The organism is Aurantiacibacter arachoides, from assembly GCF_009827335.1.
Classification (GTDB): domain Bacteria; phylum Pseudomonadota; class Alphaproteobacteria; order Sphingomonadales; family Sphingomonadaceae; genus Alteraurantiacibacter; species Alteraurantiacibacter arachoides.
Map to the genome: position 1 here is coordinate 312931 of NZ_WTYH01000001.1, position 23986 is coordinate 336916.

The 23986-nt window shown below is 66.9% G+C and carries 25 protein-coding genes; 11 read left to right on the forward strand and 14 right to left on the reverse strand.

The window, feature by feature from the left end:
* Window positions 1-5: 5 nt before the first annotated feature.
* Genes GRI62_RS01600 through GRI62_RS01620 form a run of 5 tightly spaced genes read right to left on the reverse strand, consistent with a single transcriptional unit; the run spans window position 6 to window position 4469 of the window.
* The gene (locus tag GRI62_RS01600; protein ID WP_131451693.1) at window positions 6-1124 is read right to left on the reverse strand and encodes an NAD(P)-dependent alcohol dehydrogenase; all 1119 of its coding nucleotides are present in this window, start codon (window positions 1122-1124) and stop codon (window positions 6-8) included.
* A 1-nt stretch (window position 1125) separates the two neighbouring features.
* The gene (locus GRI62_RS01605) at window positions 1126-1989 is read right to left on the reverse strand and encodes an SDR family NAD(P)-dependent oxidoreductase (protein WP_131451694.1); all 864 of its coding nucleotides are present in this window, start codon (window positions 1987-1989) and stop codon (window positions 1126-1128) included.
* Entirely contained in the window at window positions 1986-2528 is a 543-nt protein-coding gene (locus GRI62_RS01610; protein ID WP_131451695.1) for a 2,4'-dihydroxyacetophenone dioxygenase family protein, read from the reverse strand. The genes GRI62_RS01605 and GRI62_RS01610 overlap by 4 nt, the downstream gene beginning before the upstream one ends.
* Window positions 2528-3124, reverse strand: a complete 597-nt coding sequence (locus GRI62_RS01615) for a 2,4'-dihydroxyacetophenone dioxygenase family protein (protein ID WP_234027336.1) — start codon at window positions 3122-3124, stop codon at window positions 2528-2530. The genes GRI62_RS01610 and GRI62_RS01615 overlap by 1 nt, the downstream gene beginning before the upstream one ends.
* Before the next feature lie 37 nt (window positions 3125-3161).
* Window positions 3162-4469, reverse strand: coding sequence for an MFS transporter (locus GRI62_RS01620; RefSeq protein WP_131451696.1), 1308 nt, complete (start codon window positions 4467-4469; stop codon window positions 3162-3164).
* Window positions 4470-4569: 100 nt separating this feature from the next.
* On the opposite strand from GRI62_RS01620, the gene GRI62_RS01625 reads away from it, so the two are divergent.
* Complete coding sequence (locus GRI62_RS01625; RefSeq protein ID WP_131451697.1) at window positions 4570-5127, forward strand: (2Fe-2S)-binding protein; 558 nt, start codon at window positions 4570-4572, stop codon at window positions 5125-5127.
* On the opposite strand, the gene GRI62_RS01630 is transcribed toward GRI62_RS01625, so the two are convergent.
* The gene (locus GRI62_RS01630; protein WP_131451698.1) at window positions 5116-7230 is read right to left on the reverse strand and encodes a TonB-dependent receptor; all 2115 of its coding nucleotides are present in this window, start codon (window positions 7228-7230) and stop codon (window positions 5116-5118) included. The two genes, GRI62_RS01625 and GRI62_RS01630, sit on opposite strands and share 12 nt — an antisense overlap.
* Before the next feature lie 131 nt (window positions 7231-7361).
* Here GRI62_RS01630 and GRI62_RS01635 point away from each other — a divergent pair, with 131 nt between their 5' ends.
* Window positions 7362-7706 carry an arsenate reductase family protein gene (locus GRI62_RS01635; RefSeq protein WP_131451699.1) on the forward strand — a complete coding sequence of 115 codons (345 nt, stop codon included), beginning with the start codon at window positions 7362-7364 and terminating at the stop codon, window positions 7704-7706.
* Window positions 7707-7826: 120 nt separating this feature from the next.
* A complete protein-coding gene (locus GRI62_RS01640; RefSeq protein ID WP_131451700.1) occupies window positions 7827-8507 on the forward strand; it encodes a class I SAM-dependent methyltransferase in 681 nt (226 codons plus the stop codon).
* 21 nt (window positions 8508-8528) lie between these two features.
* Here the strand turns inward: GRI62_RS01640 and GRI62_RS01645 are convergent, their stop codons facing one another.
* The gene (locus tag GRI62_RS01645) at window positions 8529-9377 is read right to left on the reverse strand and encodes a hypothetical protein (protein WP_131451701.1); all 849 of its coding nucleotides are present in this window, start codon (window positions 9375-9377) and stop codon (window positions 8529-8531) included.
* A 76-nt stretch (window positions 9378-9453) separates the two neighbouring features.
* Between GRI62_RS01645 and lipB the strand changes: the two genes are divergently transcribed.
* Together lipB and GRI62_RS01655 are read left to right on the forward strand one after the other, a co-directional pair.
* On the forward strand, window positions 9454-10149 hold the full coding sequence (gene lipB, locus GRI62_RS01650; protein ID WP_131451702.1) for a lipoyl(octanoyl) transferase LipB: 696 nt from the start codon (window positions 9454-9456) through the stop codon (window positions 10147-10149).
* Entirely contained in the window at window positions 10146-10484 is a 339-nt protein-coding gene (locus GRI62_RS01655) for a hypothetical protein (RefSeq protein WP_131451703.1), read from the forward strand. The genes lipB and GRI62_RS01655 overlap by 4 nt, the downstream gene beginning before the upstream one ends.
* Window positions 10485-10487: 3 nt before the next feature.
* Here the strand turns inward: GRI62_RS01655 and GRI62_RS01660 are convergent, their stop codons facing one another.
* Window positions 10488-11378 carry an HpcH/HpaI aldolase/citrate lyase family protein gene (locus GRI62_RS01660; RefSeq protein WP_234027337.1) on the reverse strand — a complete coding sequence of 297 codons (891 nt, stop codon included), beginning with the start codon at window positions 11376-11378 and terminating at the stop codon, window positions 10488-10490.
* 117 nt (window positions 11379-11495) lie between these two features.
* On the opposite strand from GRI62_RS01660, the gene GRI62_RS01665 reads away from it, so the two are divergent.
* Window positions 11496-12353 carry a DMT family transporter gene (locus tag GRI62_RS01665; RefSeq protein WP_308420810.1) on the forward strand — a complete coding sequence of 286 codons (858 nt, stop codon included), beginning with the start codon at window positions 11496-11498 and terminating at the stop codon, window positions 12351-12353.
* Here GRI62_RS01665 and GRI62_RS01670 read toward each other — a convergent pair.
* On the reverse strand, window positions 12319-13668 hold the full coding sequence (locus GRI62_RS01670; RefSeq protein WP_131451705.1) for a DUF2254 domain-containing protein: 1350 nt from the start codon (window positions 13666-13668) through the stop codon (window positions 12319-12321). The two genes, GRI62_RS01665 and GRI62_RS01670, sit on opposite strands and share 35 nt — an antisense overlap.
* A 57-nt stretch (window positions 13669-13725) precedes the next feature.
* On the reverse strand, window positions 13726-15039 hold the full coding sequence (locus GRI62_RS01675) for a DUF2254 family protein (protein WP_160731785.1): 1314 nt from the start codon (window positions 15037-15039) through the stop codon (window positions 13726-13728).
* A gap of 189 nt (window positions 15040-15228) precedes the next feature.
* Here GRI62_RS01675 and GRI62_RS01680 point away from each other — a divergent pair, with 189 nt between their 5' ends.
* Window positions 15229-16104 carry a bacteriorhodopsin gene (locus GRI62_RS01680; protein WP_131451707.1) on the forward strand — a complete coding sequence of 292 codons (876 nt, stop codon included), beginning with the start codon at window positions 15229-15231 and terminating at the stop codon, window positions 16102-16104.
* A 5-nt stretch (window positions 16105-16109) separates the two neighbouring features.
* Window positions 16110-16919 carry a Brp/Blh family beta-carotene 15,15'-dioxygenase gene (locus GRI62_RS01685; RefSeq protein ID WP_131451708.1) on the forward strand — a complete coding sequence of 270 codons (810 nt, stop codon included), beginning with the start codon at window positions 16110-16112 and terminating at the stop codon, window positions 16917-16919.
* 3 nt (window positions 16920-16922) lie between these two features.
* On the opposite strand, the gene nadA is transcribed toward GRI62_RS01685, so the two are convergent.
* Both nadA and GRI62_RS01695 read right to left on the reverse strand, forming a co-directional pair.
* Window positions 16923-17909: a quinolinate synthase NadA gene (gene nadA / locus GRI62_RS01690; RefSeq protein ID WP_131451709.1), complete on the reverse strand. Its 987-nt coding sequence runs from the start codon at window positions 17907-17909 to the stop codon at window positions 16923-16925.
* A gap of 79 nt (window positions 17910-17988) precedes the next feature.
* Complete coding sequence (locus GRI62_RS01695) at window positions 17989-18858, reverse strand: MBL fold metallo-hydrolase (protein WP_131451710.1); 870 nt, start codon at window positions 18856-18858, stop codon at window positions 17989-17991.
* Window positions 18859-18893: 35 nt separating this feature from the next.
* Between GRI62_RS01695 and glpK the strand changes: the two genes are divergently transcribed.
* Window positions 18894-20363 (forward strand): glycerol kinase GlpK, encoded by a 1470-nt coding sequence (gene glpK / locus GRI62_RS01700; protein ID WP_131451711.1) that lies wholly within the window; start codon window positions 18894-18896, stop codon window positions 20361-20363.
* Window positions 20364-20390: 27 nt separating this feature from the next.
* On the opposite strand, the gene GRI62_RS01705 is transcribed toward glpK, so the two are convergent.
* Window positions 20391-20888 carry a DUF1465 family protein gene (locus GRI62_RS01705; protein WP_131451712.1) on the reverse strand — a complete coding sequence of 166 codons (498 nt, stop codon included), beginning with the start codon at window positions 20886-20888 and terminating at the stop codon, window positions 20391-20393.
* A gap of 141 nt (window positions 20889-21029) precedes the next feature.
* A complete protein-coding gene (locus GRI62_RS01710) occupies window positions 21030-21227 on the reverse strand; it encodes a YdcH family protein (protein ID WP_131451713.1) in 198 nt (65 codons plus the stop codon).
* 200 nt (window positions 21228-21427) lie between these two features.
* Between GRI62_RS01710 and GRI62_RS01715 the strand changes: the two genes are divergently transcribed.
* On the forward strand, window positions 21428-21583 hold the full coding sequence (locus tag GRI62_RS01715; protein WP_131451714.1) for a YdcH family protein: 156 nt from the start codon (window positions 21428-21430) through the stop codon (window positions 21581-21583).
* A 79-nt stretch (window positions 21584-21662) separates the two neighbouring features.
* The gene (ptsP, locus tag GRI62_RS01720; protein ID WP_131451715.1) at window positions 21663-23930 is read left to right on the forward strand and encodes a phosphoenolpyruvate--protein phosphotransferase; all 2268 of its coding nucleotides are present in this window, start codon (window positions 21663-21665) and stop codon (window positions 23928-23930) included.
* The last annotated feature ends 56 nt before the right edge of the window (window positions 23931-23986 follow it).

Below are 23986 nucleotides of genomic sequence, written 5' to 3' on the forward strand. Positions count from 1 at the left end.
GCGGGCTATTCCGCCGAGATGCGCAGCACGGGCTTGACCACCTCGCCGCTCTCGCTGGCCTCGATGCCGGCGTTGATGTCGTCGAAATCGAAATACCGGATCAGGCGATCGAACGGGAACCTGCCGTCCTGGTGATAGGCGATCAGTTCGCAGATGAAGCTGCCCACGTCGCTGTCGCCGCCCAGGATGCCGATCACCCGCTTGCCGCCGCCCATCAGCGCCGCCTCGTTGAGGGACAGCATGTCTTCGGGCGGGCTGGCGCCGACGAGGCCGAGGATGCCCTTGGGCGCGATCTGTTCGAAGGCGCCTTCGATCACCTTTTTCACGCCCGTGGTGTCAAAGGCGTAGGCCAGGCCCTGTGGCGCGATGGCCTTGAGCTTGTCCATCGCGTCATCGCCTGCCTTGACGGTGTGCGTGGCGCCCAGTTCCCTTGCCAGTTCCACCCGGCTCTCGTGCATGTCGACGGCGATGATCGGATCGGCGCCGGCGATCTTCGCGGCCATGATTGCAGCAAGGCCCACGGTGCCGGTGCCGAACACGGCGATGGGCAGCCCCTCGCGCACGTCCATGCTCCGCAGCACTGCGCCCGCGCCGGTCATCAGCCCGCACCCTAGGGGCGCGAGGCGTTCCAGCGGCAGGTCAGCCGCGCTGTCGGGCACGCGCACCACGTTGCGCTGGTGCGCGATGGCGTGGGTGGCGAAGCTCGACTGGCCGAAGAAATTGCCGCCGACAGCCTCGCCGTCGCGCGTGATCGTCGCCGATCCGTCGGCGCGGCGGCCGGAGAAGTTGTGTGCGCCGAATTCGTAGCAATAGGTGGGCGCGTCGACATCGCAGCTGGGGCAGTGACCGCAGGAATTGAAACTGGCGATGACCCGGTCGCCCACCTTGGCGACGGTGACCTTGTCACCCACGGCCTCGACGATCCCCGCGCCCTCGTGCCCCAGCACTGCGGGAAGCGGCGTGGGCAGCTGCTGATCGCGCACGGCCATGTCGGTATGGCAGATGCCGGTGGCGACCACGCGGATCATGATCTCGTCTTCGCGCAGGTCGTCGAGCTCGACCTCGGCCATGTGGAATTCCTTGCCCTCGCCCGGGCAGATGGCGGCGCGTGCCGTGGTTGTCACATCAATCTCCTTGGTTGTTCAAAGGCCTCACCGGCCCCAGTTGCATCCCCCCGTCGATCATAACGTGGCTGCCCGTCATATAGCTCCCCGCATCGCTGGCGAGGAGCAGGGCGAGCGGCTTGATCTGATACGTTTCCGCCATGCGGCCAACGGGCACCAGCCTGTCCCACGCGGCCTTGGCAGCCGGATCCTTCTTCACCCAGCCATCGCCGATGTTGGTGACGAAGGGGCCCGGCGCGATGGCGTTCACGCGGATGCCATGCGCGGCAAGTTCGTAGGCGGCGTGGCGCATGAAGTGCTTCACCCCGGCCTTTGCCGCCATGTAGGGCACGCCGACAATGGCCTCGTTGATCTCTGCCGCATTGGAACTGGTGATGACGATGCAGCCGCCTCGCCTTTGCGTATTCGCCTTCATCACCCGCGCGGCCTCGCGCACGGTATGAAAGATACCGGTGAGGTTGATGGCGATGGAGCGGTCCCATTTGTCCTTGGGATAGACGTCGATCTGGCCTGAGGGGTTGCGCGTGCCGTCGGGGCTCCAGAACCCGTCGCCCACGTCCAGCCCGGCATTGGCAAAGGCGATATCGCAGCCGCCGTAGGCTGCCACGTGATCGTCAAAGGCGCGGGCGACGGCGTGAAGGTCGGTCACGTCGCAGGCGGCCCAGCGCGCCGTGTACCCGGCATCCACCAGCCGCTGCGCCTCGCGCGCCGCGCCGTCTGCATCGATGTCGGTCAGCGTCACCCTTGCGCCCGCCTCGGCCATGCACTCGGCATAGGCGAGGCCGATGCCCGATGCCGCGCCGGTGACGATCGCGGTGCGTCCGGCGATGGCGAACTGGTCGAGGGTGCGGGGCGCCTCGTTCACAGGTAGAGCTGGCGATTGATCGGCAAGCCGTGGTCCTCGCAGTAGCTTTCGTAGTGCTTGATGAACCACCAGACATCGAGCGTTTCGAGGAAATTGCCCTCCTCGTCATAGAACTCGTTGGCGCCCTGCATCCAGAAGAACGCCTTCATGCCATCGGGCTCGTCGGTGACCAGCGTGTGGGCATGGCCGGGGAACTCGGTCACGAAGTCGCCGGGGCGGCAGACCCAGTCGTATTCGAGATAGCGGAAGCTGCCTTCCAGCCCGATCGCCCAGACCATGCCGCGGTGCTTGTGCGTGCCGATCACGCCCGCGCTCTTGATCCACAGCACGTTGGCATAGACGTTATTGCGCACGTCAAAGGCGAGATGGCGGATCGCCGCATTGTCGCCGAACGGCACCCACGGGCTCTCCGCCTCGTCGGTCGAGACGAAGCTGCCGGGGCGCACGTACTTGTCGATGATCGCGCTGTGCGCCTCGGGCACGTTGACGATCCTGAACGCGCCGACCTCCGCCGCCGTCCTGGCACCGAGCTGGCCCATCAGAGGTAGAGAGCCTTGTTGATGGCCAGCCCGTTGGCGCGGCAATGTTCCTCGTAGTGGTTCATGAACCAGAACACGTCGGCCGTTTCGACAAGATTGGCGTCACCATCGTAAAAATCGATCGGCCCCTGCATCCAGCCGAACAGCTTCACGCCGTCCGGGTGGTCGGTCACCAGCGTGTGGCTTTCGCCGGGTGTTTCCAGGATCACGCCGAAGGGGCGGGCGACCCAGTCGTATTCGAGATAGCGGACGCTGCCCTCCAGGCAGACCATCATGATCGTGCCGCGATGGAAATGCGTGCCGATGACGCCCGGACTTTTCACCCACAGGATGTTGGAGAACAGGTTCTGCCGCACGTCAAAGGCGATGTGCTTGATGGCGGCATTGTCACCGAAGGGGATCCACGGCGAAACGTCGTCGTCCGGCACGTCGATATAGCGTCCGCCGGGGGACGTGCGGGCGACGATGTCGGCGTAGGGGTAGCCGATGTCGACGATCTCCGCCTTGTCGCTGGGCGGCGCGGTCATCCTGGCGCGCGACTTGGGGGCCGTGCCGCCGGGTGGGTCCTTGGCGAGATTTTCGAAAGTGGTGGCCATGCTTGTCTCTCCTTGCCGCTTGATAGTGCGATGCGCGTTACGATCCGTCCGGGCGTGGGCCTGGGCCAGGGGCTGCGCGCTTGCGCAGGACGGCCGGCGCCGTTTCCTGCAATCCCATCGCCACGAAGCCGCTGATTACCGAGAGCACGATGAGCAGGTAGAGGAAGCTGTCGAGCCCGAAGGCGTCGTTGAGCATTCCGCCGATCACCGGCCCGAAGACGCCGCCCAGCACCTCGCAACTGCCCATGGCGAGGCCGAGCACCGTGGCGTGGCGCACCGGGGGGAAGGTTTCGGACGGGATCGTCGCCATGAAGATCGGGAACACGCCGTTGACCGCCCAGCCGACGAAGAAGATCGCCGCCAGCACCAGGGCTGAGCCGTCGTAGAGCAGCGCGCCCAGCGGCCCCAGCACCGCGAGGAACGGCAGCCACACCATCACCGGCTTGCGGCCGATAACGTCCGACAGACCGGCCACCAGAAAGCTGTAGAGCGCGGCGGCGATGCCGAGCGAGCCCATGATCCAGCTCATGGTGGACGGGTCATACCCCTTCACCTCGGTCAGATAGAGCGGCATGAAAGCCCAGGTGATGACGAAGTGCGCCACCATCAGCACGCCCACCACCACGCAGATCCACATGTTGCGCACCTTCAGCGCGTCGAGAAAGCCGAACGTTTCGGCTGGCGTGGCGGCGGTCGCTGCGGGCGGGGCGACGGGCACGGGTTCGCGCAGCATGAACCAGATCAGCGCGGCGGACAGCAGCCCCGGCACGGCGGCGAGGTAGAACGCCTCGCGCCAGCTGAAGGCCGTGGCAAAGGCCACCAGCACCACCGGCGCGAGGAAGCTGCCGAGCAGGTTCGACCCCAGGTTCTGCGCCACCCCTTGCGCAAGGCCGCGCCGCGCCGGATCGACCTCGCTTGCCACCATGGCGTGGCTGATCGGCATGACGCCGCCCTCCGCCGCGCCCATCAGCAGCCGCGCGGCGAACAGGAAGACGAAGCTGGTGGCCAGCCCCGACAGCACAGAGCACAGCGAAAAGGCGATGGTGGCGATCACCAGCAGCAGCTTGCGCTTGCCCAGCGTGTCCGACAGCTTGCCCACGAAGAAGGCGGCAATGGCCCAGCTGAACGAAAGCCCGCTGGCCAGCAGGCCGATCTGCGTCTGCGACAGCGCGAGATCGGGTTGGACGAAGGGCATCAGCGCGTTGAGCGCCTGCCGATCGAAGAAGACGATGCCGAAATTCAGCGCGAGCAGGAACACCAGCAGCGTCTGGTAGCCCGTCGAATTCGTCAGCCAGTTGCCTTGCGCGGTGTCGTGGCCTAGCGAATGAGCGTCCTGCGTCGCCATGTCTGGTCCTCTCCCGGATACTGTCGACCCGTGTCCGGACAAGCTTCGGGCGGAATTGAGACAAAGTCAATCTCGGGAGTTTGCAGCGGATGCGCCTTTCATGACTGCACTCACCGTGAACGAACGGCCGGTGGATTTTGCCATGGATCCCGCCACCCCCCTGCTGTGGGCCCTGCGCGATGCGGCCAACCTCACCGGCACCAAGTACGGTTGCGGCGTGGGCGATTGCGGCGCATGCATGGTGCTGGTGGATGGCGAGGCGCTGCGATCGTGCCTCATCACCCTGGCCGAGGCGGAGGGACGCTCCATCACCACGATCGAAGGGCTCAGCCGCGACCGCAGCCACCCGGTGCAGCAGGCGCTGGTGGCCGAACAGGCGATCCAGTGCGGCTTCTGCACGCCGGGCATCGCCATCGCCGCCGCCGCCCTCGTGCGCCGCAATCCCGATCCCAGCGCGGAGGACATTCGCGCCAGTGTGCCGAACCTGTGCCGCTGCGGCGTCTACCCTCGCTTGGTCGAGGCGATCCAGCGCGCGGGCCGTGTCACCCGCCGCAGCGAGACGATCAGCGCCGCGCCCCCGCCGGGGATCGACCCGGCGGACGCGGCACGCGCCGTCCCTGCGATGGCCGGCGGAAGCGAAGAAGGCTTAGAACCTTAGCCGCGCTCCCACGCTGGCATTCAGCGGCGTGCCCGGCTGGATGTTGTTGTCGCCGTGGGCGCTGGCGTAATAAATCTCGTCGAACAGGTTCTCCACGTTGACCTGCAAGGACAGGGTCTCGGTCGCCTCGAAATAGACCGCCGCATCGACGCGGGTATAGGCGGGCAGGACCACGGCGTTGGAATTGCTGGCGAACTGGCGCGACTGGTGGATCACCCCGCCGCCCAGGCCGATGCGATCGGTCAGGTCATACCGCGCCCAGGCCGCCACGCTGTGTTCGGGCACCTGCTGCAATGTGCGGCCGGCGGGCCCGGCGGTGCTGTCCTCGGTGATTTCGCCATCGAGGTAGGTGTAGCCCAGGTTCAGCGAAAGGCCGTCCACCGGCTCTCCGGCGAGGCCGAGTTCGAACCCCTCCACCCGGCTCTCGCCATCAAGCAGGGTCAGGCCGGTGGCAGCGTCGATCGAGGTGGTGTTGGAACGGGTGAGGCGGAACGCCGCGCCGGTTACCAGCAGCTGCGGATGCGGCGCCCACTTGATGCCTGCCTCGAGGTTCTCGAACTGCTCGGGATCGAGCGACTGGCCGAGCGCGTCCAGCGTGGTGAACTGGTCACCCGACTGCGGCAGGAAACTTTCCGAATAGCTGGCGTAGAGCGAGAGATTGTCCTGCGGCTTCAGGATAACGCCGAACCGCGGGCTGATCTCCTCGTCCACCCGCGCCCCGTCGAAACCGGTGACGAGATCGGTGCTTTCGAGATCGAACCGGTCGAACCGCAGGCCCGCCACCAGTTGCACGATGCCGAGGTCCACCTGTTCCTGCACGTAGGCCGAGAACGTCGTCAGGTCCGACGTGCTGGCGCGCTGCGGTACGAGGGTAAAGGCGGGCACGGCAATGGTATCGGCCAGCGGCACGGTGAAGCTGGTGCTCGCCCCGTTGTTGAAGCGCGCTTGGTTGCGCGTGGCATCGGTATCGGCAGAGGTGAACTCCACGCCCACAAGCAGCGTGTGCCCGATCCCGCCGGTCTCGAACTCGCCCACCAGGTTGGCCTGGCCGATCAGGTTCTGACGGTCGGTCGTGCTGTCGTAGCCGGACAGTGTCACGGTGGTGCCGTTGGTGCTGCCGGGCACCACGTTGCCGTAATACTTGTCGTAGTCGGCGAACTGGAAACTGGCGTTTGCGCTCCACCCTTCGGAAAGGCGATGCTCGATCCGGGTGCGGGCGATGTGCGCCTGCACGGTCGCATCGTTGAAGTCCGCGTCGCCGAAGAACGTCTCGTCATAGCCCGTCAGCGGCCGGCCGTTCAGCGAAGGCAGTCCGCGATCGGTAACGCGCCGGTCGTCGTCGTAGGTGTAGGTGGCGTAAAGCCGGGTGTCCGGGCCGAGCTGGGCGGTCAGCGTGGGGGTCAGGCCGAAAAAGCGACCGTCGTAGAAATCGCGATGGTTGTCGAACGTCTCGTACGTGCCGTTGAGGCGCAGGGCGAGGCTCTCGCCAGCGGGCAGGTTGACGTCGCCGGTAAATGCCAGGGCGCCGAAGGTGTCGACCTGGGCGGAGGCGCCGATCAGCGGCATGGCGAAGATCGCGACCTTGCCCACCCGGTTGATCGCCCCGCCGCCGGCACCGCGCCCGAAGATCAGCGCGTTGGCGCCTTTCAGCACCTCCACCCGTTCGATGTTGTAGAGCGGGCGGAAATACTGCGCATCGTCGCGCAGGCCATCGAGGTAGAAGTCGGCGGTGGTCTCCTGTCCGCGAATGAACACCTCGTCACGCTGGCCTTCGCCCGTTTCCATGCTGATGCCCGGCACGAAGCGCAGCGCGTCGCCCAGCTGGGTGACTGACTGGTCCTCCAGCTGATCGGCGGTGATGACGGTAACGGCCTGGGGCACGTCGATCAGCGGGGTGGGCGTGCGCATGGCCGTGCTGCCATCGCTTGCGATATAACTTTCCCGCTCTCCGGTAACGACGATGTCCGCGCCGAGATAGTCGCGCTGGGGGCCGGGGTCATCGCCGGCATGAGCGGTCACGGGCAGCGCGGCGACGGGCAGCGCGGCAAAGCCGGCGAGCAGGGCGAAACGGAAGGTGGCAGCCGACAAACGAAATTCCCTCATGATTCTTATTGCGATTGATTTGCAACAACGCCTCTATTGCGAATGATTTTCATTGGCAATACGAAAAATGTGCGCTTGGCGCGGAATTTCGGGTGGGCTAGGAAAGCGCCCTGCAACCGAGGATCACGGCGATGAAGGCGACCATCTGGCACAACCCCGCTTGCGGCACGTCACGCAAGACCCTGGCGATCCTGCAGGCGCGGGATGGCGTGGAGGTCGAGGTGATCGAATACCTCAAGCAGCCTCCTTCAGCGCAAAAGCTCGCCCAGCTTTATGCCGATGCGGGGATGACGCCTGCCGAAGGTCTGCGCACCCGCGGCACCGATGCCATCGCGCGCGGCCTTGCCGATGCCGATGCCGAAACCGTGCTGGCGGCGATGGTCGCCGATCCTGTCCTGATCGAACGGCCGCTGGTCGAAACCGATCGGGGCGTGCGCCTGTGCCGGCCACAGGAGCGGGTCGAGGAAATCCTCTAGGCCCGCCCGTCCCCGCCCACGATCCCCCCTGTCCCTTGGTCTGCCATCCGTCGCGTCGTGCTTGCAATGGCGCACGAGGGATGCAAGGCCGGGCAGTCCGATTAAGAGGTATTACACGTAATGAACGGTCACGAGGTCGCGCAACAGCGCCGCGAGGGGTTGCGCAGCCGCATGATGCGCGCGCTTGGCCCGGCGGGCGTTTTCTTCAAGGGCTTCGTGGAAGAGCCGCGCATGGTCGGCTCGGTGATCCCGTCAAGCCGTTTCACCATCGATGCCATGCTCGAACCTGTCGACTGGCAGCGCTGCAAGCTGTTCGTGGAATACGGCCCGGGCGTGGGCACGTTCTGCCAGCCCGTGCTCGACCGCCTGCCGCGCGCCAGGGGCGAGGAACGCGGGGGCGAGATGCTGGTGATCGACACCAACCCGCTGTTTATCGACTATCTCAAGCGTACCATATCGGACAGCCGCTTCCACGCCGTGCTCGGCAGCGCGGAAAACGTGGAGGAGATCGTCCGGATGATCGGCCACGACAAGGCGGACTACGTGTTGTCGGGCCTGCCGTTCTCGACCCTGCCCGAAGGCGTGGGCCCGCGCATCGTGGAGGCCACGTCGCGCATCATCCGTGCAGGCGGTGCTTTCATGACCTACCAGTTCAAGGCCGAGGCGCGCGAACTGACGGCGCGGTTCTTCCCGCGCGTGACCACGGGCTTCGTCTGGCGCAACATTCCGCCGTGCGTCCTGGCTTGGGGTTGGCAGGACGAAACGACCGCGACCACGCCGGCGGCTGTCCCAGCAGTCTAGCGGTCGCGGTCGCCTGACAACCTAGTCGAACGTTTCGCGCACCGCCGGGGCAGAGCCGCCCGAAAGCTGGCGATGCACGGCGGCCAGCACGCCCAGCATCACCACGATCAGCGCCATCTGGATCAGCGATCCGCCGATGGCAGAAGCGAAAAGCCCCGCCTCGTCACCAGCCAGCGAGAAGATCGACAGCACCATGCTCGCCACCGCGAAGATCACGAGCGCCACGAGCACCAGCAGGAAATAGAAGAAGAACAACCGCAGCGAATTGCCCTTGGTAAGCTGCCAGCTGCGAATGATGGCGCGCAGCGGGTTCATCACCTTTTCGATGGCGATCACCGGCGAGACGAGCGAGAACTTGACGTAGAGATAGAGCGCCATGACCAGCGCGACCAGCCCCAGCAGCACGGCCAGCGCGGGGTTGATCGCCGCTCCGATGCCGACCAGCAGCCCGCCCACCAGCACGATGATCACGGTCACCAGCACCTGCGCCGCGATGTAGGGCACCAGCGCCCTTGCCCCGAAGCCCAGCGCCTGGCCCACGGTGGGCCGCGCGGCGTCGGTCAGCAGGGCCAGCAGCCCGATCATGCCCATGGCCTGCAACAGTGCGATAAGGGCGAATACCCACCAGATGCTGGCATAGTATCCGCTCAGCGCCGCCATGAAGGCGTCCATGTTCTCGGCAAGGTCGGGGGAGGAAGCCATCGCGTCGAGTTCGGCGGGTTGCGGCATCGCGACCGCGGCAATGGCGTTGGGCAGGAAGAAGAACACCCCCGCCACGATCAGCACGACGCGAAGGTTCGCCCGCAGCAGGGCAACCGCATCGTTCCATGCCAGCCCCATGTCCAGTGCCGCTGTTCGCTCGTTCGCCATGCTGTTCCCGCCCCTAGAATTCGTCTGGCCTCTTGATAACCGGCGCAAGGCTCGCCACGCAACCCCGCGAGACACCATGACCGACAGCAATCTTTCCGAAACCCCCGCGCAGTTGCCCCTGGGCATCGAATGGCGCCGCTCCTCGGGGCTGGTCGATTACCGTGGCGCGCTGGCCGAGCAGGAGCAGCGCAACCGCGCCATCGCGGCGGGCGAGGCGGACGAACTGGTCTGGCTGCTGGAGCATCCACCGGTCTATACCGCCGGGACCAGCGCCGATCCCGCCGAACTGGTCGACCCGCGGTTCGACGTGGTGGAGAGCGGGCGGGGCGGGCGCTACACCTACCACGGACCGGGCCAACGGGTGACCTATGTCCTGCTCGACCTGGCACGCCGCAACCGCGACGTGCGCCGCTTCGTCCATGCGATGGAAGCCTGGGTCATCGCCACCCTGGCCGACTTCGGGATCGCGGCCTTTGCGGTTCCCGACCGGATCGGCATCTGGACCCGCGACACAAGCGGTGCGGAAGCCAAGATAGGGGCCATCGGCGTGCGCGTGCGCCGCTGGGTCACCATGCACGGATTTTCCGTAAACCTGGCACCCGATCTCGCGCATTTCGGAGGCATCGTGCCCTGCGGCATTGCCGATTATGGCGTGACCAGCCTGGCCGCGCTGGGATTGGAGGTTGCGCCCGGCGATTGGGATAGGGCATTGCTCGCCCGCGCGGCCGACTTTCTCGCCGCGCTCGACGATCCCGAAAGGCCCGCTGCATGATGTCCCGCCCGCTTGTCCTGACCGCACTGTTGCTGCTCGCCGCCTGCGGGGACGATGCGCCAGCCACGGATGAGGGCGGGCGCGAGGCGAGCGGCGAGGTGCTGGAAGGGTCGATCAGCGACGCCATGCTGCCGATCGAGGATGTTCGCTCGCAGCCGCCGCTGGCCGGGGGTTCAGAGGACGGAGACGGCGAGACTGATAGCGACGCTGACGCGCCGGCATCGGCTGCCAGCGCCAGTTCCCGATCATCTGCGCAGGAGCCCGTCCAGGAACCCGCGGAAACGCCCGCCGAAGAGCCAGCCGAAGCGCCGGCAGAGCCTGCCGCCGAGGACTAGGGGTCAGCCCGCGCGGGCAAGCAGTTTCTGCGCCTGCACCAGATGCGGCTGGTCGATCATCCGCCCGTCGAGCTGCAGGGCGCCCGCACCGGGGTTCTGGGCGAACAGGTCGACGATGGCGCGGGCCTCCGCCAGTTCCTCCGCCCCCGGCGTAAATGCCGCGTTGATGGGCGCGACCTGCGATGGGTGGATGGCCAGCATCCCGGCAAATCCATCCTGATAGGCATCGCGGGCCACGCGCTGCAGCCCGGTCATGTCGCGAAAGTCGGCGTGCAGGGTGTCGATCGCGGCAACGCCTGCGGCGTGGGCGGTGAGCAGTACCTGCGCGCGCACCATCCGGAAGGCGTCGGTCCACCGGCCGTCGGCATCGCGCTTGCGGGTGGCACCGATGGCGGCGGAAAGATCCTCCGCCCCCCAGGTCAGCCCCGCGAGGCGCGGCATCTCGACATCGCCGGTGCCGTAGGCGGGGATGGTGATGGCGGCGCGCGGCGTTTCGCTCACCAGCGGGAGCAACTGCGTGGTGCCGGGTGCCACGCCGTTTCGCGGTTCGAGTTCGTAGAGCATCTCCACCAGCCGCCGCATCTGGTCCGGTCCGGTGGCCTTGGGCACCATCAGCCCGGCAGGCTTGCCCGGCATCACCGCTTCCACGTCCCGGTGCCACAGCGACGTGTCGAGCGGATTGATGCGCACCCAGTATTGCGGTGCGCCCTCCGCCGGATCGGCGGCGCGGACCTGTTCCAGCCAATGGCGCGTCATGTCCCGCGCGGCGGCCTTCGCCTCTGGCGCGACGGCATCCTCCAGGTCGATGATGATGACATCGGCACCGAGCCCGGGCGCCTTGCCGAGCTTCTTCTCGCTGTCTCCGGGCACGAACATCCACGACCTGATCGGCAAGCCAATTCTCCACCAGCGGCGATTTCCCGTGCGCGGCTATAGCCTTCGCCCGCGATCTGGCTAGAGGCAAGCCGCGTGGACATGACACCTTCCCGGATTCGCGATCGCGCGTTGCCCATGGCCGCTTTGGTCGGCGGCAACGTCGCGCTGGCGCTGGGTCCGTGGATGGTGCGTCTGTCGGATACCGGTCCGGTGGCGGCGGGGTTCTGGCGCGTGGCGCTGGCGCTGCCCTTCCTGGCGCTACTCGCCCTCGCGAACGGCCAGCGGCTGACCGGCGTGGGCCGGCGCACCTTGCTGGCGGTGTTGCTGGGCGGCGCCCTGTTCGGCTTCGATATTGCCAGCTGGCACATCGGCATCGGTCAGACGCGGCTCGCCAATTCCGTGCTGTTCGGCAATTCGGGCAGCCTGATCCTGATGGTCTGGGGCTTTGTCGCCCTGCGGGCCTTGCCGACCGGGCGCGAATGGCCCGCGATCATCGCCGCGGTTGCGGGAAGCGCGATCCTGCTGGGGCGCTCGCTTGAGATCGACCATGCTAACTTCGTGGGCGACCTGTTCTGCCTGCTGGCGGGCGTGTTGTATGCGGGCTACCTGCTGATCCTGCAGGACGCCCGCCAGCGGCTCGGCAGCTGGAGCCTGCTGACGCTGTCGGGCCTGACCAGCGCCGCAGTGCTGCTCGGCACGTCGCTCGCGCTGGGCGAACGTATTATGCCGACCGACTGGACCCCGTTGATCACGCTCGCCTTCCTCAGCCAGATCGTCGGGCAGGGATTGCTGGTCTATGCCCTGCGCCACTTCCCCCCGCTCGTGATCGGTATCGCGCTGCTGACCCAGCCGGCGGTTGCGGCGGTGGTCGGCTGGTGGGTGTTCGGGGAGGTATTGGTGCCGCTCGACTACGTCGGCGTTGCGATGGTGGGCAGCGCGCTGGTGCTGGCCCGCATCGTCACGCCGCCGGTGACCCCGCGCGTACGTCCATAGAGAGCATCGCCCCGGTAAATTCGGTAAAGCGGCCTTCCAGTGTCTCGAGATCCGGACCCGACAGGGCCAGACGAGCCTGCACCACCAGCTTTTCCGCTTCCTCGCGCAGGACCTGGATACGCCGGGGGTGCTGGATCGGCCGGGCGGCGTTTTCGATCGATTCCAGCATCACTACCGCGGCATTGGGACTGGTCGCCGCCGCGCTGCGGATGGAGCCGAAGCCGCGCTGCGCGAAGTGCGCGAAATCGTCGGGGCAGGGGGTGACGCGGCTATCCTCCGCCTCGTCGCCGGACAGGTCCTTGCGCAGGTCGCGTCGCCCGATTTCCGCCGTGGCTGCGCCCAGCCAGTGCAGCGCGGTGATGGCGGTAAAGGGGTCGTTGATCCCAGGCGACAGCGCGCGCAGGCCGATTTCCACCAGCTCGTCCATCAGGAACTGCGGGTCCTGTTCGGGCGTGCGCGTGGGGCCGAGCGTGTAGCAGCGCCGCACCGCGTCCGCGATCGCGTCCGGATCGACGCCGGACACTTTCATCAACGGCAGGTCACGGTGGACGAAGTCGCCGGTGCGTGCAGTGAGCGAGAACATCGCTTCGTGCTCCTGGGCGAGATCCTGCAGTTCCGCAAAGTCGATGAGCTGGATGTATCCCGTGTGCTGGCTCACCAGGTCCCGCCCGTCCTTCGGGCGAACTGCATCGCGCAGCGTGTCTTCGACCGGATAGGTTTCCCGGATGGCTTCGAGCAGCCTCACGCCGATACCTTCGAGCACCTTGTTGATGCGGATCGAGGAGGGGATGTGGTTGAGGAAGAAGACGAGGACACCCACGCAGAGCGCCATCAACAGGTAGGCGACCAGCAGCGACAACTGCGGGGTGAAGCCGGGCATTGCAGTGGTGGCGGCGTCGGCCAGGCTGGAGGCGGTCTCCTCCTCGGTGCGCACGCTGCGCAGCACCACCAGGGCATAGACGAAACTGCCGATGAAGGTGGCGAGGCTCAACTGGTTGCCCCGGTCCTCCATGAAATTGGTCAGCAGGCGGGGGCCATAGTTGCCGCTGGCATAGGCGACCGCGGCGATGGTGATGGAGAACACCGTGGAGGCGACGCCGATCATGCTGGACGCCATGACGCCCAGCATGTTCGCGGCACCGCTCGGCCGGGCGGGCACGATCCAGCGCACGTCGTTCAGCCACTCGGCAAAGCCGTTCCGGTCGAGCCAGATCATCGCCAAGGCCAGGATTGCGCCCGTGATCGAGAACAGGGCCGGCCAGAACCAGTAGTTCGCGTTCAGCCGCCCCCAGAAGTATTTTAACTCGATAAACATATGTGCCCCGCCCTTCGGCGCCACAACGTGCCGCGGGCCCGGCGCGTTCCTGCGGCCCTAGCCTTCGCGGTGGGCAAACCCCCTGGCGAACGCCTCGCGGATGTCGTGCCGGTCGCCATCGTAGGTAGCCGTGGCGGCGGCGTGGTCGCTCAGCTGGCGGGCCAGATCGCGCAGGAAATCCGCGAACTGACCCGACTGGCCCTTGGCGCAGACGATCGTGCTGATGCGCGCGTAATTGTCGATCATGCGGATGCTGACGGAGGGATACTGGCAGGCGGCCTGGCGAAAGGCATTCAGCGGGTCTTCGAACAGGCCGCGAAAATCCTGCCCCGGCAATTCGAAGTCCCGGTCGTCGACGAACAGCGGCATGCAATCATCGTCGACCCAGTTGTCGCGGTGGGCCAGAATGGCTGCACCCAATCGATCGGCGCAGGTCAGCGCCGTGTAGAAATCGTTGATCGCAGGCGACAGCGCGCGCGCGGCGATTTCCACCAGCAGGCGGATGCGAAAGACCGCGCCTTGCCCATCGCTGCGAAAGTCGCCCACGGGCATCGCGTGGCACAGCTTCGCCTCGGCAATCCGGGCAGAGACATCGTTCTCGATCTGCATCAGCGTCTCGCCCGCCAGGACGTGCTGCCCAGGCGGCGCGCATATCCGCACCCGGCCCGCCCCATCGCCCAGCCACTTGCGCAACAACGTGAGGTCGTTGCCCTCGACATACCCTTCCTTGGGCGCGCTGACGCGCATCGCCCAGTCGCGGGTTTCGCACGCGCCCGGAACGACTGAGACGGGACCGGCAGAGGCGTCCCTGCCCAGCGCGTGGATCGACCGGTCGACGAAGATGGTGCGCCCAAGGTCGTGCAGCGCCACCGTCAGCATGGTGACGTTGACCGCCTGCAGGAACAGCACCGCGGCCACCACGGCCACGGGCAGGTCGTCCTTGTCAGCCTCTGCGTCGATGGCCGCCAGCGCGCACAGCGAGAAGATCAGCGTGAAACTCAAGCCCGAAAGCGAGACGCGCACCAGCCGCTTGTCCAGCCAGCGGTCGACCAGGCGCACGCCCAGATTGCTGCTGGCCACCGTCAACACCAGCAGGGTGAGCGAAAAATAGAGCGTGATGAAGGCAGCGTTCACGCCCACGGCCACCGCGACGAGATCCTTTGCGGTATCGGCCGTGGCGACGGGATCGAACCCTTCGTCCAGCATCCATTCCGACAGACCCGCGCGATCGACTGCCAGCAGCGCGATGAGCGCCGGCGCCGCGGCCAGCACGCCCAGCAGCGGGAGCGACCAGTAGCTCGCCACCACCCGGTGCCACCACCAGTCGAGGCGCCCGAGCCGGGGAGCGGTGATCGTCTTCGTGTTCGCCATCATCGCTTCCCTGCAAGCGCCGTTATGCGCTGACAAACCGCTGATTTGCCTGCCCGGTTCCGCCTACGGTCTTTGGTCCGGGGCGGGGGAATAGCGGGAACGCAAGGGCGGGGGCGATGCTTTCCCGATTCGCTCTTCTCTTGCGGCAACGACCCCCGGTGGAGATGCAGTCATGAAAGGAAACAGGGCATGGCTCCCACCATTACGGACGTTGCGGCGACAGTCGTCGGCAACATCGAAAATCTCGTACCGCTGACCTCGGGGCAATACACCATGGGATCGCTGATCCTGATGGTCAGCTACGGGGCGCACTTCGCGTTCATCCTTTATTTCATCATGGCCAGCCTGCAGGTTGCGCCGCGCTATCGCATCGTGCCGATCATGTCGGCCATCGTGATGGCGAGCGCCGGGCTCAGCCTGATGCGCGAATTCAGCCTGTGGGAGGCGAGCTTCAATTTCGACGGCGCGCTTTACCAGCCGCTGTCCGAAGGCAACGTGTTCACCAATGCCTTCCGCTATGGCAACTGGACCATCACGGTGCCGATCCTGCTGACCCAGCTGCCGATCGCCTTTGCGCTGTCGCGTCCCGATCTGCACAAGCGCGCCTTCCGCATGGCGATCCCCGCCGTGTTGATGATCTGGACCGGGCTTTACGGCCAGTTCGGCGAAACCGGCGACTTCGCGCGGCTGAACCTGTGGGGCGTGATCTCCACCGTGTTCTTCGTATGGATGCTGATCGAGGTGCGCGGCGTGATCTCGCAGGCGGTGAAGAATTCGCCCCCGCAGCTGGTCGCCTGGCCGAAGAACATCTGGTGGTACTTCCTCGCCACCTGGGGCATCTACCCGATTGCCTACGCCCTGCCGCAGTTGGGCCAGACGGGCGACATCGTGGTGGTGCGCCAGCTGCTCTTCAGCATTGCCGACATCTCGACCAAGCTGGTCTACGGCATCATGCTCAGCCGCTACGTCCTGCGCCGCAGCGCGCTGGAAGGCTACGTCCCCGCCGCCGAGGCGTTGGAGACCTCGCCGCTCGGCGCCAAGGTGGCTTCGGCCCGCGGCGACTAGACGCCATGACGGCTGCAACCGCAGCTGTCAAAAGACGGTCCGTCCCCTGGGGGCGGGCCGTCCTGCCGTTCATCTTCGTGTGCGCCCTGGCTGCGCAAATCGCGGGGGAGGGTGCGGCAATCGTGCTCGGCCTCGCGTTCTTCCTTGCCGGCACGGCGCACGGCGCGGGGGACGAGCAGGGCGGGGCGATCCGGCCGTGGAGCGCAGTTGGCGCGGCCGGCTACGTCGTCGCCGGGCTGGCGGTGGCGGCGCTGTTCGTCGCCGCGCCGCTAGCGGGGCTGAGCCTGTTCCTGCTGCTCTCCGCCTGGCACTTTGCCCGCTCGACCGGCGGCACGCGCGCGCGGCAACTGGCCTTTGCGCTCACTGCGGTGGGCGGTTCGGCGCTGTGGCAGGTCGAGGGCACTGGCGCGATCTTCGCCGCCGTGGTCGGCACGCACATCCCGGCGATCTGGATGACCGGCCTGGCCATGCTGGGAGGCGCAGGCCTGTTGCTCGCCGCACTGGCGCTCAGCAAACGCTGGCGCGACCCGCTGCTGTGGTCGGTGCTCGCCGCGACGGCCTTGTTGCATCCCGTCCTCGCTGTCGGCTATGCCTTTCTCGCCGGCCACGCCTTGCCGTTGCAGGAGGGGCAGTTTCGCCGCCATGGCTGGCGGCAGGTGCTGGCAGCACAAGGCCCGACGACAGCTCTTGCAGTTCTGGGCGCTGCTGCCATCGCCGCACTGGTACTGACCGGAAACCTCGCCCTGCCGCTCGCCGCCGCGCTCGCCTTCGGCATGGCGGCGCCGCATATGCTCAGCGAGCGGCTGGAGCGTTAGAGGTCAAACCCGCCCCAGGTCGCCTTTGCCGATCGTGCCCGCCGCCATCTCCAGCATCCGGTCGAGGCTGGCGCGGGCCTTCAGGCGCAGGCCTTCCTCGATCTCGATGCGGGGTTCCAGGTTGCGCAGGCACAGGTACAGCTTTTCCATGGTGTTGAGCGCCATGTAAGGGCAGATGTTGCAGTTGCAGTTGCCGTCCGCGCCCGGCGCGCCGAGGAAGGTCTTTTCCGGCAGCGCCTTTTCCATCTGGTGGATGATGTGCGGTTCCGTCGCCACGATCAGGGTGTCGCCGGGAAAGGTCTTGGCGAAATTCAGGATGCCACTGGTCGAACCGACATAATCCGCATGGTCGATGATGTGCGGCGGGCATTCCGGGTGTGCGGCGATGGGCGCTTCGGGGTGCTGGGCCTTGAGTTTCAGCAGTTCACGTTCGCTGAACGCCTCGTGCACGATGCACACGCCGGGCCACAGCAGCATCTCGCGGTCGAACTTGCGGTTGAGATAGCCGCCCAGGTGCCGGTCCGGCCCGAAGATGATCTTCTGGTCCCTGGGGATCTGCGACAGGATGGTCTCGGCGCTGGAACTGGTGACGATCACGTCGCTCAGGGCCTTCACCTCGGTCGAGCAGTTGATGTATGTCAGGGCGATGTGATCGGGGTGCCGTTCGCGGAATGCGGCGAACTTTTCCGGCGGGCAGGAATCCTCAAGGCTGCAACCGGCTTCCATATCGGGCAGGACCACGATCTTTTCCGGCGACAGGATCTTGGCGGTATCGGCCATGAACTTGACCCCGCAAAAGGCGATGACATCGGCATCGGTCTGGGCCGCCTTCTTCGACAGCTCCAGCGAATCGCCCACGAAGTCGGCAAGGTCCTGCAATTCGGGCCGCTGGTAATAGTGCGCGAGAATCACCGCGTTGCGTTCCTTTCGCAGCCGGTCGATTTCTTCGCGCAGGTCCAGTCCTGCAAGGCTCATCGGCTGGTCGGTCATCGGCTTGATCCTGTTCGTTCGTCGGTGAAATACGCGCGCGCCATGAGCGCGGCTTGATCGGGCATTGGAAGGGTGATGCTCAAGCAGGGCACCATGTGTCCCCCGAACGAGCGACGAGGCCGCGGCGTTCCATGTCGATGAGGTGGGCCAGCACGCTCATCTGCGCGGCCGGCCACAGCCGCTGGTCGACGCCCGCATACATGACCGGGATCAGCGCCTCGAGCGGGCGCGGTTCCTCGCCCAGCAGGCGCCGCACCTGCGCCTCGCGCGCGCGGCGATGGCCGATGGTGCCGCGCACCAGCTGGTGCGGGTTTTGCACCGCTGGGCCGTGGGCGGGGTAATAGATGCGGTCCTGCGCGCGCGCGTAGAGCTTTTGCAGGCTGGCGATGTAATCTCCCATGTCGCCATCGGGCGGCGCGATCACGCTGGTCGACCAACCCATCACATGATCGCCGGTGAACACGGCACCCGTTTCCTCCAATGCGAAGCAGAGGTGGTTGGAGATATGGCCCGGCGTCGCGAGCGCGCGCAGCGTCCAGCCGGTGCCGGTCATCGCCTCGCCGTCCGCCAGCACGCGATCGGGCGCGTAGTCCTGGTCGAAGGGGGCCTCAATGCCGGTGGCCCCGCCGGTGAACCGCAACGGCGCGCAGCCGACCACCGGCGCGCCTGTTGCGCTCGCCAGCGGAGCGGCGGCGGGCGAGTGGTCGCGGTGGGTATGGGTGCACATGATCGCCGCCACGGGCCGCCCGGCGATGGCCCCCATCAGCGCTGCGATATGCGCAGGGTCGTCCGGGCCGGGGTCGATCACCGCCAGGTCCGTGGTGCCGACGAGGTAGCTCTGCGTGCCGGTATAGGTAAAGGGCGAGGCATTGGGCGCCAGCACGCGGGCGACCAGCGGCTCGAGCTGCTCGGTCACGCCGGTCGGCCAGGGTCTTGGTGGGATCGCCATGTTCGCGCATATGGCGGTGCCAGAGAGGAATGCCAATGTCGCAACCGCTGATACTCGTGCTCGACGAGGGGACCACCTCCACCCGCGCGATGCTGTTTGATGCGGCGGGCGCTTTGCACGGCATCGCGCAGGAGGAACTGGCGCAGCATTATCCGCAAAGCGGCCGGGTCGAACACGATGCGGGCGAGATATGGCAGCAGACCCTCGCCTGCGCCCGCGCGATGGTCACGGCAGCCGGCGGGGCGGACCGGATCGCCGCCATCGGCATCACCAACCAGCGCGAGACGGTGGTGGCCTGGGACACGGCGAGCGGGGAGCCGCTGCACCGGGCGATCGTCTGGCAGGATCGGCGCACGGCGAATTTCTGTGCCGAACTGAAGGCCGCGGGGCACGAGGAAGCGGTCCGGGCGAAGACCGGGCTGGTGCTCGATCCCTACTTCTCCGCTACCAAGATGCGCTGGCTGCTCGATAACAGCGATGCCGTGCGCGCGGCGGCCACGGCGGGGACGCTGGCCTTCGGTACCGTCGAAAGCTGGCTGGTGTGGAAGCTGACCGGCGGCGCGCGCCACGTCACCGATGCCAGCAACGCCAGCCGCACGCTGCTGCTGGCGCTGGAGGGCAAGGACTGGGACGCGGACCTGCTGGCGCTGTTCGGTGTGCCGCGCGCGGCTCTGCCGGCCATCGTGGATTGCGCCGGCGACCTTGGCACGACCACGCTGCTGGGCGCGAGCATTCCGATCTGCGGCATGGCCGGAGACCAGCAGGCGGCGACCATCGGGCAGGGCTGCCTCGCGCCCGGGGAAACCAAGGCGACCTACGGCACGGGGGCCTTCGTCCTCGCCAATACCGGCACGAAGCCGCCGCGCTCGGACCACCGGCTGCTCGGCACGGTATTGTGGCAGATCGCGGGCGAGCGGACCTATGCGCTGGAAGGCTCGGTCTTCGTGGCGGGCAGTCTCATCAAGTACCTGCGCGATACGCTGGGCCTGCTGGACGATGCCGCGCAATCGGAGGCGCTGGCGCGCAGCGTGGCGGACAGTGGCGGCGTGGTGATCGTACCCGCGCTTGCGGGGCTGGGCGCACCGCACTGGCGGCCCCAGGCGCGCGGGATGATCGCCGGCCTGGGCTTTGACAGCACGCGTGCCCACATCGCCCGCGCCGCGCTGGAGGCGATGGCCCACCAGACCCACGATCTCGCCCTTGCCTTTGCCGCCGACGACGCGGGCTGGGCCTCGCTCAGGATCGATGGCGGCATGGCGGCGAACGACTGGATGGCGCAGGACGTGGCCGACATCCTGGGCATCGCGGTCGTGCGCCCGGTGCTCGTGGAGACGACGGCGCTGGGGGCAGCGATGCTGGCCGCGGTGGGCGCGGGCATCCACGCGACCTTGGCAGAGGCAGCGACGGCGATGATCGGCGCGACCACCTGCTTCACGCCGGCGATGGACGAGCCGGTGCGGACCGAGCGGCTGGCGCGCTGGCAGGCGGCGCTGGCGACGGTCTAGCCGGACCGCGCCTTAGCCGAAATCTTCCTAGCCGAAAGCCGCGCCGAGCCTTTCGCGCAGGCGGTGCACGGCGGTGGGCTGCATCGCGAAGTGCGCGCGCCATGCGCGGTCGAGGCGGGCCACGCGGGCATAGAACCGCCGTGTCCGTTCGATGATCATGCGCGTGTGCGGATCCAGCACCGCCAGTTGCGCCGGATCGCTTTCGGGTTGCGGCGGCGGCAGACGGCCGTGGCGGCGCAGCTGGAACTCGCTCATCTCGCCGGCAAAGTAGGCCCGGTGGTTCAGCAGCCAGGCAAGCGCGTGCATCATGCGCGTGGTGGTACGCAGCGCCTCGCAGCTCAGCACCACCTGCGCCTCGTGCTGGGCCGCGGTGACGGAACGCGTGCCGCCCCACGTGACGGCCCGCATACCGGCCTGGGGGCCATAGCTTTCGTCAAACACGGTGCGCGCCTCGTCGGCGAGGAGCAGGGCATCCTCGTATAGGGCTTCGACGATCGCCGGACTGATGGTTGCGGCCTTGGACATATCGGTGACCCGGCTAATCGCAAGCGCCGCCGTGCGCCAGCGGCATGATGGTTAATATGCGTGGCGAATTGCGATTGTCCCACTCCCGAACGCAATCGCCGCTGACCTGCCACCCGGCCATGGCGGTGCACCGGCGGCGGTTCAGGCGATGATGTCGGGTGTCAGGTAGTCTTCGAAAAAGGCGATCTGGTCTTTCAGCATCAGCTTGCGTTTCTTGAGGCGGGCGACCTGCAACTGGTCGGGGCCGCCGCTGTCCAGCAGGGCGGCGATCGCGGCGTCGAGGTCGCGATGCTCGTTGCGCAGGCCGGCGAGGCGCTTGGCCATTTCCTCTTCGTTCACGTCGCTCGGTCCTGCCCCGTTCCAGTGCCTGCGCAACGGCATATCGGACCGCAGGGGGCGGTTCGTCGCAAGCGTGTTTGGACAATTAAGGCATGTATGGTTTGATGACAATCGCGCGGCCACTCGCCGATAACGCGAGTCGCCGCCGGGTCGCCACGACAGGCCGGATGCACCGGTCAACGGACAAGGAGACGAACGTTATGGAATCTTCGCACGTCAACGCCCTTCACGACAAGCACGAGGGGCTCGACCGCAGGCTCAGAACCGAGATGAACCGGCCTTCCCCCGACAGTGCGACTATCCAGCTGCTCAAGAAGCAAAAACTCCGCATCAAGGAACAGATCGCCCATATCTGAGCGGCGGACCTGACGCGAGCACCGCCCGTCATGCGGTGGGCATTTCGCAAACGCGGCGACATGCTGTAGGCGGTGGTCGATGACCGCCGCCACCTCCGCCCGCACCATCCTGACCGGCCTGCACGAGATCATGGCTTCGCGCATGCACGCGCAGGGCAAGCTCAACCAGGTGGTGGAAACGATCGGCGAATCGCTCGATAGCGAGGTTTGCTCAATCTACCTGCTGCGCGACGGGATGCTCGAACTGTTCGCCACGCGCGGACTCAACCAGGAAGCGGTCCACGTTACCCGGCTGGGCGTGGGCGAGGGGCTGACAGGCACCATCGCCCAGAACATCGAGACGCTGAACCTCGACGAGGCGGCGACCCATCCCGAATTCCAGTATCGGCCCGAAACGGGCGAGGAACGATTCCACTCCTTTGCCGGGGTGCCCATCGTCCGGCGCGAGCGGGCGATCGGCGTGCTCAACGTCCAGCATATCGAACCGCGCCGTTACGAGGACGTGGAGATCGAGGCGCTGCAGACGGTGGCGATGGTGCTCGCCGAACTCATCAACCACGCCGGACTGGTGGACGAGGAAAGCGCCGGCATTGCCGCGGCGCGGACAGAGCAGGACGTGCTCGAAGGGCTCAAGCTGGTGAAGGGGCTCGCCATCGGCGAGGCGGTGTTCCACCAGCCGCGGGTCCAGATCGAGCAGACCGTGGCCGAGGATACCGAGGCGGAACGCCAGCGCGTCTACCTCGCCTTCGACAAGATGCGCGAACAGATCGACGCGATGACCAACCAGGCCGAGTTCGGCGTGGGCGGGGAGCACGACGAGGTGCTCGAAACCTACAAGATGTTCGCCTACGACGAGGGCTGGAGCCGGCGCATCAACGAGGCGATCGATTCCGGCCTTACCGCCGAAGCGGCGATCGAGCGGGTGCAGCAGCGCACGCGGATGCGGATGCGGCAGATTTCCGACCCGCTGCTGGCGGACCGGATGCACGATCTGGAAGATCTCGCCAACCGACTGCTGCGCATCGTATCCGGCCAGCTTGGCACGGCAGCGCAGAAGGGGCTGACCAAGGACACGATCCTGGTCGCCAAGAACCTGGGGCCGGCCGAACTACTCGAATACGACCGGCGCCGCCTGAAGGGCGTGGTGCTGGAGGAAGGCGCGCTCACCGCGCATGTGGTGATCGTGGCGCGCGCGATGGGCGTGCCGGTGGTGGGCCGGGTGCGCAACCTGCGCGGCCTGGTGCGCGAGGGGGACCAGGTGCTGATCGACGGCGATGCCGGCAAGGTGACGCTGCGACCGGGGCAGGGCGTGCTCGACGCCTTCGGCACGCGCTTTGCCCAGAAACGCGAGCAACAGGCCGCCTACGCCAAGCTGCGCGATGTCGAACCCTTCACCCGCGATGGCGAGCGGATCGAGGTGATGATGAACGCCGGCCTGCGCGACGACGTCGCCATGCTATCGATGACCGGGGCGGACGGCATCGGCCTCTACCGCACCGAATTCCAGTTCCTCGTTTCCCCCGCGCTGCCCCAGCGCGAACGCCAGACGCGGCTCTATCGCGACGTGCTGGAGGCGGCGAAGGGCCGCAAGGTCATCTTCCGCACCGTCGATATCGGCGGCGACAAGTCCTTGCCCTACTTGGTCAACGCAACCGGGCGCGAGGACGAGAACCCGGCCATGGGCTGGCGCGCGCTGCGCCTGGCGCTGGAACGCGAAGGGCTGATGAAGGTCCAGGCCCGCGCCCTGCTGGAAGGCGCGGCCGGGCGCGAGCTCAACGTGATGTTCCCGATGGTGTCCGAGCCATGGGAATTTCACGCTGCCAAGGAAGTGTTCGACCAGCAGCTTGCCTGGCTGAAGCGGCAGAAGCACCAGATCCCGACCGCCATCAACTTCGGCGTGATGCTGGAAGTGCCCTCGCTTGCCGAGACGCTCGACCTGCTGCTGCCGCACGTGAAGTTCATCTCGATCGGCACCAACGATCTCACGCAGTTCCTGTTCGCCGCCGACCGCGGCAATCCGGCGCTGGCCGAACGCTACGACTGGCTCAGCCCGTCGATCCTGCGCTTCCTCGCCCGCGTGGTGCAGGGTTGCGTCGGACAGCCGGTGCAACTGGGCGTCTGCGGCGAGATGGGCGGGCGGCGGCTGGAGGCGCTGGCGTTGATCGGGCTCGGCTTCCGGCGGCTGTCGATTACGCCCGCCGCCGTGGGCCAGATCAAGGAACTGGTGCGCCGGATCGACACCACCGAGATCGCCGAGGCCATGCGCGGCTGGCTCGCCAGTCCGCCCGAAAACCTGCGCACCGAGATGCTCACCTGGTGCCGGGAACGCGAAATCGAGGTGGAATAGCCGCTTTTGCGGCTCACCACGCTTGACTTGTCACCAGCCTGCTTTTCATTAAGCGA

Coding starts and splice junctions, on each gene's coding strand:
- GRI62_RS01610 (WP_131451695.1), bottom strand. CDS start 2,528: ATGGGCCAGCTCGGTGCCAGGACGGCGGCGGAGGTCGGCGCGTTCAGG.
- GRI62_RS01615 (WP_234027336.1), bottom strand. CDS start 3,124: ATGGCCACCACTTTCGAAAATCTCGCCAAGGACCCACCCGGCGGCACG.
- GRI62_RS01620 (WP_131451696.1), bottom strand. CDS start 4,469: ATGGCGACGCAGGACGCTCATTCGCTAGGCCACGACACCGCGCAAGGC.
- GRI62_RS01625 (WP_131451697.1), top strand. CDS start 4,570: ATGACTGCACTCACCGTGAACGAACGGCCGGTGGATTTTGCCATGGAT.
- GRI62_RS01630 (WP_131451698.1), bottom strand. CDS start 7,230: ATGAGGGAATTTCGTTTGTCGGCTGCCACCTTCCGTTTCGCCCTGCTC.
- GRI62_RS01635 (WP_131451699.1), top strand. CDS start 7,362: ATGAAGGCGACCATCTGGCACAACCCCGCTTGCGGCACGTCACGCAAG.
- GRI62_RS01640 (WP_131451700.1), top strand. CDS start 7,827: ATGAACGGTCACGAGGTCGCGCAACAGCGCCGCGAGGGGTTGCGCAGC.
- GRI62_RS01645 (WP_131451701.1), bottom strand. CDS start 9,377: ATGGCGAACGAGCGAACAGCGGCACTGGACATGGGGCTGGCATGGAAC.
- lipB (WP_131451702.1), top strand. CDS start 9,454: ATGACCGACAGCAATCTTTCCGAAACCCCCGCGCAGTTGCCCCTGGGC.
- GRI62_RS01655 (WP_131451703.1), top strand. CDS start 10,146: ATGATGTCCCGCCCGCTTGTCCTGACCGCACTGTTGCTGCTCGCCGCC.
- GRI62_RS01665 (WP_308420810.1), top strand. CDS start 11,496: ATGGCCGCTTTGGTCGGCGGCAACGTCGCGCTGGCGCTGGGTCCGTGG.
- GRI62_RS01670 (WP_131451705.1), bottom strand. CDS start 13,668: ATGTTTATCGAGTTAAAATACTTCTGGGGGCGGCTGAACGCGAACTAC.
- GRI62_RS01675 (WP_160731785.1), bottom strand. CDS start 15,039: ATGGCGAACACGAAGACGATCACCGCTCCCCGGCTCGGGCGCCTCGAC.
- GRI62_RS01680 (WP_131451707.1), top strand. CDS start 15,229: ATGGCTCCCACCATTACGGACGTTGCGGCGACAGTCGTCGGCAACATC.
- GRI62_RS01685 (WP_131451708.1), top strand. CDS start 16,110: ATGACGGCTGCAACCGCAGCTGTCAAAAGACGGTCCGTCCCCTGGGGG.
- nadA (WP_131451709.1), bottom strand. CDS start 17,909: ATGACCGACCAGCCGATGAGCCTTGCAGGACTGGACCTGCGCGAAGAA.
- GRI62_RS01695 (WP_131451710.1), bottom strand. CDS start 18,858: ATGGCGATCCCACCAAGACCCTGGCCGACCGGCGTGACCGAGCAGCTC.
- glpK (WP_131451711.1), top strand. CDS start 18,894: ATGTCGCAACCGCTGATACTCGTGCTCGACGAGGGGACCACCTCCACC.
- GRI62_RS01705 (WP_131451712.1), bottom strand. CDS start 20,888: ATGTCCAAGGCCGCAACCATCAGTCCGGCGATCGTCGAAGCCCTATAC.
- GRI62_RS01715 (WP_131451714.1), top strand. CDS start 21,428: ATGGAATCTTCGCACGTCAACGCCCTTCACGACAAGCACGAGGGGCTC.
- ptsP (WP_131451715.1), top strand. CDS start 21,663: ATGACCGCCGCCACCTCCGCCCGCACCATCCTGACCGGCCTGCACGAG.